We start from the raw sequence: 6,005 nt of genomic DNA on the forward strand, positions 1-6,005 counted from the left end.
TCTTAACAATTTAATTATAACCTATGGAGGTAAATATCCCTTTTAACATCGTTTAAAATTACTTTAAATAAACGTTTTTAGAATTTAGAAAGATACTAACTAAATTAATCAAGGAGGTCAAAAGATGTTAACCAATAATAAAAATAAAGTGGTTAAAGTATCTGTTCAAGGTAAAATTCATCATCCATTGGGAGGCGCTTATAAAATAAGTCATGAAGGTATACCTAATATAATACCAGCAACCGGAGGAATAACTTATAATGTTAAGATTGGAGACAGTGTATTTGGACTTGCTGGAGATCATATAGAACCGGGAGTTTCTATAAGAAATGAAATAAAAGCGGAATCAGATGCTTTAATGACTCTTTCTTGTATAGGTAATGAAGCCATTGTTGTTACTGGAGAAGCTAAAGGTGCAAAAGGATTTGTTACAGGTACACATGGAGGAATAGAACATGTGCTCATAGACTTTCCTTTAAAAGATATGGAAAACATGGCTATAGATGATAAAATACTCATAAAAGCTTATGGACAAGGCTTAAGTTTAATCGATTATCCTGATATAAAAGTTATGAATATAGATCCAAATCTTTTTGAAAGAATACCAATAGAAGAAAAAGATGGAAAATTAATATTTCCAGTAGTAGCAAAAGTACCGCCATATTTAATGGGCTCTGGTATAGGTTCTGCATCAGCTTATTCAGGAGATTATGATATAATGACTGCAGATGAAAATGCAATAAAAGAATATGGACTTGAAAATTTAAAATTTGGAGATATAGTTCTTCTAGAAGATTGTGATAATACTTTTGGTAGAGGATATCTAAAAAATGCTGTTTCTATAGGAGTTATAGTACATTCTGATTGTATAAAAATGGGACATGGCCCTGGAGTAACGACAATAATGACATGTAAGAAAAATATTATAGAAGCAAAGATAGATGAAAATTCAAATATAAAAAATTATATGCTTCCAGATGAAGAAAACTTTATGGAGTCTATACTTTAAATAAATCAATATCATAATGTAATTATGATATTGATTATATATATTTAAAAGAGGTGTTTGTTTTGAATAAATATAAATATATATTTGGGCCGGTTCCTTCAAGACGAATGGGTCTTTCTTTAGGTGTTAGCCCAATACCTAAAGGACATTGTAATTATTCATGTGTTTATTGTCAATTGGGTAGAACAACTTCTATGACAAATGAAATTGAAAATTTTTATGACTCAAAAGAAATAGTCAATGAAGTTAAAGATTATTTGAGAAATGGTTTTAATTTTGATGTTTTAACTTTAGTTGGAGAAGGAGAACCACTCTTATATTCTAATATAGACGATTTAATATCAGAATTAAAAAAAATCACAAAAAAGCCTATAGCTCTTATAACTAATGGAGCATTGTTGAGTGATAAAAATATAAGAGAAAAAATAAAAGATATAGATATATTATTACCATCTTTAGACTCTTATAATCAAGAAATGCTTAGAAAAATAAATAGGCCTTATGGAAAAATAATTTTTGAAGATTCTGTTCTCGGATTAGAAAAATTTTCTAAGAATTTTGATGGACAAATATGGATTGAAATAATGTTAATAAAAAATATAAATGATGATAAAAATAGTATATTGAAATTTAAAAAAATATTAGAAAAAATAAAATATGATAAAGTATATATAAATGTACCTGTGAGACCACCAGCAGAAGAATGGGTTCAAATTCCAGATGAAGAGAACATAAACTTTGCTGTTAATGAACTTGATGGAATTTCTATGGAAAGTCTTGCTTCAGAAGGTTTTTACAGTGAAGAAATAGATGATTTAGAAGCTATTATTTCAATAATAAAAAGACATCCTATGAATCAATTTGAAATAAAAAGCTTTTTAATAGAAAGAAAAAATGAAAAACCTCAAGAAATATTAGATAAATTAGATATCGATGAAAAAATAATAAAAATTGATTATAAAGGATATAAAAATTATAGAATAAAATAAAAAAAGAAGCTAATAAGCTTCTTTTTTTGCATCTTATGTACTAGTGAATGAATAATGGAGGCAACGAAGGGATTTGAACCCCCGAATAGCGATTTTGCAGACCGCCGCCTTAGGCCACTTGGCTACGTTGCCCCATAGTAAAAACTCCTCTTTATGAGGAGCTAAGAGTTGGCGGGGACGACGAGATTCGAACTCGCGGCCACCGGTGTGACAGACCGGCATGATAACCAACTTCACCACGTCCCCATCTCCATTTCCGGATTCTATTCTATCAAAAAAAAAGAGTTTTGTCCAGAGAATTAATGTTGCATTTGTGTATCAAAATGATTTAAATAAAAGAGAGGCTTTTAAGCCCCTCTTTATTAATCTTCTTTGTTTTCTAATTTATCAGAGTCTACTTCTTTTATTGTTACTTTGTCTTGAATTTTTTCAACAACTTTTGATTTTAATGTGTCCCATACTACTTCATTTAATAATTTTTCATTAGAGTATATTACTTGCTTTGCTCTATCAAAAGGCATTTGCCACATAGTAGCTATATTTTTAATTGCATTAGTCAACTCTTCATCAGAAACTTCTATTTCATTTTCTTTAGCTAATTTATCAACAACAACTAATTCTTTTATCCATTTTAATGATGAAGTTTTAGCATTTTCTCTAACTTTCGATTCATCATTATCATTTTCTTCTAATTCTTTTTCAAATTTACCATCTTTTTTAAGATTTTCTACATATTTAGTTATATATTCTTCAATAGTTTCTTCGGCAATTTCAACCTCAACATGTTCTGGAATTTCTCCGATTATGTAATTTTTTATATAATCTTTATTCCAGCCACTGTACATTTCTTTACCTTCTTCAGATAATTTTTCTTTTAACTCATTTAAAGATTCTATTTCTGTATCTAATTCTTTTATAAATTCTTCTGTTAATTCAGGAATAGTTCTTGTATAAACTTCTTCTACTTTTACGGTATATTTATAATTTTTGTCATCAAAGTCTCTTTCATATTCAACGACATCGCCTTTTTCTTTTCCGATTACATTTTCAACTATAGGTCTCTTATCATCTTCATATAATACATATTCAGACTCTTTATTTTCTTGTATAGTTTTTCCTTCATGATTTATTACAGTATAAGTTACTCTCACATAATCGTTGTATTCTGCTTTGCCTTCTTTTGGTTCTAATACAGCATTTTCTTCTAATAATTCTTTTAATTTATTTTCAACATATTTTTCAACAACACCTTCTGTTTTTGGGACTTCAACTGTTATATCTTCAAATTTTGCTGATGTTATTTCAGGGTATGTATGAAGTACTAATTCAAGTTCTATATTTCCTTCATCATTTGCTTTTGAATCGACTATTGGTGGGAATAATAATTGTTCTTCTTTTTCAAAGTCAGTTATTGCTTGGTCTTGTAAAAGATCATTAACCCAAATATTAAAATTGTCTCCCAATCTCATTTTAACGATTCCTTTTGGCGCTTTTCCTTTTCTAAAACCTTCAAATTTATAGTGTTGATTAACTTCTTTTACTATATCTTTTTCTGCCTTTTCAAGTTCATCTTTTGTGAACTTTACGAGGTATCTTTTAATATTTTTCACTTCGGATAAAAGCTGTTTCTCCATCTAATACAACCTCCATTTTATTTATTGATTTAACTTGCTTTTATTATTATACATTGTAAATGCTTTAATTTTGTTAAAATTAAGTCAAAATTAATTTTAATTTATAATCTGTATGGATATTATAAAGGCTTTTTTGTTATTTTATATAATACTTTTATATTTTAAAATAATTATATAATCTTTACATGAATTAGATTTTACTTTAAATTTATTTAATTATAATGTATAATTGAGGTGAAAAATGTTAAAATATTAAGTGATAATAAAAATTACTATAATTTAATATTAAAGATTAAATATTAAATATAAAAATTCTTGAGGTGAAGTATACTTATGTCTTTTGTTTACAATCTTGATGGAATAGATATGTTGACTGGTAATAGAGATGAAATAATTAAAACCATCAAAGAGAGTATTAATAATAATGAAAAAACTTGGATAATTACTCTTAATGCTTTGATGTATATGGAATATTTAAACAATGAAATTTATAAACAAGCTATAAAAAAAGCTAATTATTCTATTCCCGATGGTATAGGCATTGTAAAATATTTGAGAAAAAGAGGTGTTTTTTCAGAGAGATGTACAGGCATCGATACAATGAAAGAAATTTGTGATTATTCTTCAAAAAATAAATTGCGGATTTTTTTACTTGGATCGAAAGAAAATTATGTCTTTAAAGCAACAAAAAAAATTGAAGAAGAGTTTGGAGTAAAAGTTTCAGGTTATAGTGATGGATTTTTTGATCAAACTCGGGAAAAAAATATAGTTGATAAAATTAATGAAAGTAAAGCAGATGTTCTTTTTGTGGGAATGGGTATACCGAAACAAGAAGATTTTATTTTAAGAAATATAGATAATATTAATTGTAAATTTTTTATGGGTGTTGGTGGTAGTATCGATGTTTTTTCTGGTGAAATGAAAAGAGCCCCTGTTTTTTATCAGAAGATAGGAGCAGAGTGGTTATATAGGATGATTGTTGAACCAAAAAGGTTCAAGAAATTACCTGAACTTTTCAAGTTTTATTCAAAAATTTATTTTAAAAGATGAAAAGTGGAGGTGGCATGATGATATTAAAAAATTGTACTATATTAACGGGTAATATAGGAGAAGTTATTGAAAATGGTGCTATATTTATAAAAGATGGCAGAATTGTTGATTTTGGAAATGCTCAAGATATCATAGATAAATACGTTGAAGTTGAAGATGATATTAAAGATATGGAAGGAAAAATAGTTCTTCCAGGACTTTCAAACCCATATACAAGTTTTTATATCAATGAATTATCTTTGATAAATAAGTCAAAAAATTCAGATTTACCACCATATGAAAAATTTTCTAAAATAGTTGGATATGCTCAAAATTTAGTTGAAGATAAAAATCTTTTTGAAGATATAGTCAAACTTGGCGCTTATAAATCTCTTATAAATGGCATAACTACTTCTATTATATCAATTCCATATTCTGAAAAAATTTCAAGAGTAAAAGAAATTGGTGATCAAATAGGAGTTAAAATAAAACCTTCTCCAATTTTTTTAACTGAAAATGGTATACCACGTCAAGTCAGAGAAAAACTTTTAAAAGATAAAGATATTTCTTCTATAACTATTTTAGGCGTTTGGGGTTTAGAAAGTGAAGATTATGAGTTTTTGAAGGAATTCATAAAAATGGGGAAAAGATTGAGAATTGCTATTGTTGATTTCCAACAAGAAGAAAGATATTGTATGCTTAAACATGGTAAACAACTTGTAAGTGTTATGAAAGAACAAAATATTTTATCTAAAAAAGTAGATATTATATTTGCTGGTAATATAACCAATCAGATAATGGATTTTTTTGCATCTAAAGGAGTTAGACTCATAAAAAGTGTTAGAACAGAACTCATGGAAATAAATTATACCCCTAATCTTCTTGATATGCTTGGTAGAGGAATGAAAGTTTCTATTGGTACTGGTATAATAGATTATTCATTATTTAATGAGGCTAAAACACTTTTAATAACAGAAAAATTTCATAATAAAGCTAAACAAAGAATTTTATATTCTGAAGTTGAGAGAACTATTTTTATGAACAACTATTCTTTTGTTTCAGACGAATTTTCTATGCAAATGGGTAAAGTAAGTTCTGGACAAGAAGCAGATCTTACAATATTGAATTGTAGATCAGGAGAATTTTTATTCAATACAAAAACACCTTTTACAGAACTTTCTTTTAGACTTGGAACTGAGATTGAAGTTTGGGGAGCTATTGTTGGAGGAAACATAACTCTTTGGGATAGAAAGGTTAAGTTTGCAGATATTGATGATATAAAAAATATTCAAAAAAGAATTAATAATAAAATTAAATATTTAGATATTTAAATAATATAAAAAA

Annotated in this window: 5 protein-coding genes and 2 tRNA genes; 4 read left to right on the plus strand and 3 right to left on the minus strand. The window is 27.2% G+C overall.

Going from position 1 to position 6,005, the window contains the following annotated elements; genetic code table 11:
- Positions 1–124 precede the first annotated feature (124 nt).
- Positions 125–1,009, plus strand: a complete 885-nt coding sequence (locus PWP28_RS13630) for a DUF4438 domain-containing protein (RefSeq protein WP_109603789.1) — start codon at positions 125–127, stop codon at positions 1,007–1,009.
- A 53-nt stretch (positions 1,010–1,062) separates the two neighbouring features.
- Positions 1,063–1,998 (plus strand): radical SAM protein, encoded by a 936-nt coding sequence (locus PWP28_RS13635; RefSeq protein WP_369426050.1) that lies wholly within the window; start codon positions 1,063–1,065, stop codon positions 1,996–1,998.
- Positions 1,999–2,053: 55 nt separating this feature from the next.
- Here the strand turns inward: PWP28_RS13635 and PWP28_RS13640 are convergent.
- From PWP28_RS13640 to tig, 3 genes are all read right to left on the minus strand, one after another.
- Positions 2,054–2,130, minus strand: a tRNA-Cys gene (locus PWP28_RS13640).
- Positions 2,131–2,167: 37 nt separating this feature from the next.
- A tRNA-Asp gene (locus PWP28_RS13645) sits at positions 2,168–2,244 on the minus strand.
- A gap of 116 nt (positions 2,245–2,360) precedes the next feature.
- Entirely contained in the window at positions 2,361–3,632 is a 1,272-nt protein-coding gene (gene tig, locus PWP28_RS13650; protein WP_109603791.1) for a trigger factor, read from the minus strand.
- Between the two features lie 333 nt (positions 3,633–3,965).
- On the opposite strand from tig, the gene PWP28_RS13655 reads away from it, so the two are divergent.
- Together PWP28_RS13655 and PWP28_RS13660 are read left to right on the plus strand one after the other, a co-directional pair.
- Complete coding sequence (locus tag PWP28_RS13655) at positions 3,966–4,682, plus strand: WecB/TagA/CpsF family glycosyltransferase (RefSeq protein ID WP_264149897.1); 717 nt, start codon at positions 3,966–3,968, stop codon at positions 4,680–4,682.
- A gap of 17 nt (positions 4,683–4,699) precedes the next feature.
- The gene (locus PWP28_RS13660; RefSeq protein ID WP_109603793.1) at positions 4,700–5,992 is read left to right on the plus strand and encodes a hypothetical protein; all 1,293 of its coding nucleotides are present in this window, start codon (positions 4,700–4,702) and stop codon (positions 5,990–5,992) included.
- The last annotated feature ends 13 nt before the right edge of the window (positions 5,993–6,005 follow it).

Source organism: Oceanotoga sp., from assembly GCF_030445905.1.
Lineage (GTDB): Bacteria > Thermotogota > Thermotogae > Petrotogales > Petrotogaceae > Oceanotoga > Oceanotoga teriensis.

What these genes read in the sequence shown, in the direction of transcription:
- PWP28_RS13655 (WP_264149897.1), top strand. Translation starts at nt 3,966, where the DNA reads ATGTCTTTTGTTTACAATCTTGATGGAATAGATATGTTGACTGGTAAT.
- PWP28_RS13660 (WP_109603793.1), top strand. Translation starts at nt 4,700, where the DNA reads ATGATATTAAAAAATTGTACTATATTAACGGGTAATATAGGAGAAGTT.
- PWP28_RS13630 (WP_109603789.1), top strand. Translation starts at nt 125, where the DNA reads ATGTTAACCAATAATAAAAATAAAGTGGTTAAAGTATCTGTTCAAGGT.
- tig (WP_109603791.1), bottom strand. Translation starts at nt 3,632, where the DNA reads ATGGAGAAACAGCTTTTATCCGAAGTGAAAAATATTAAAAGATACCTC.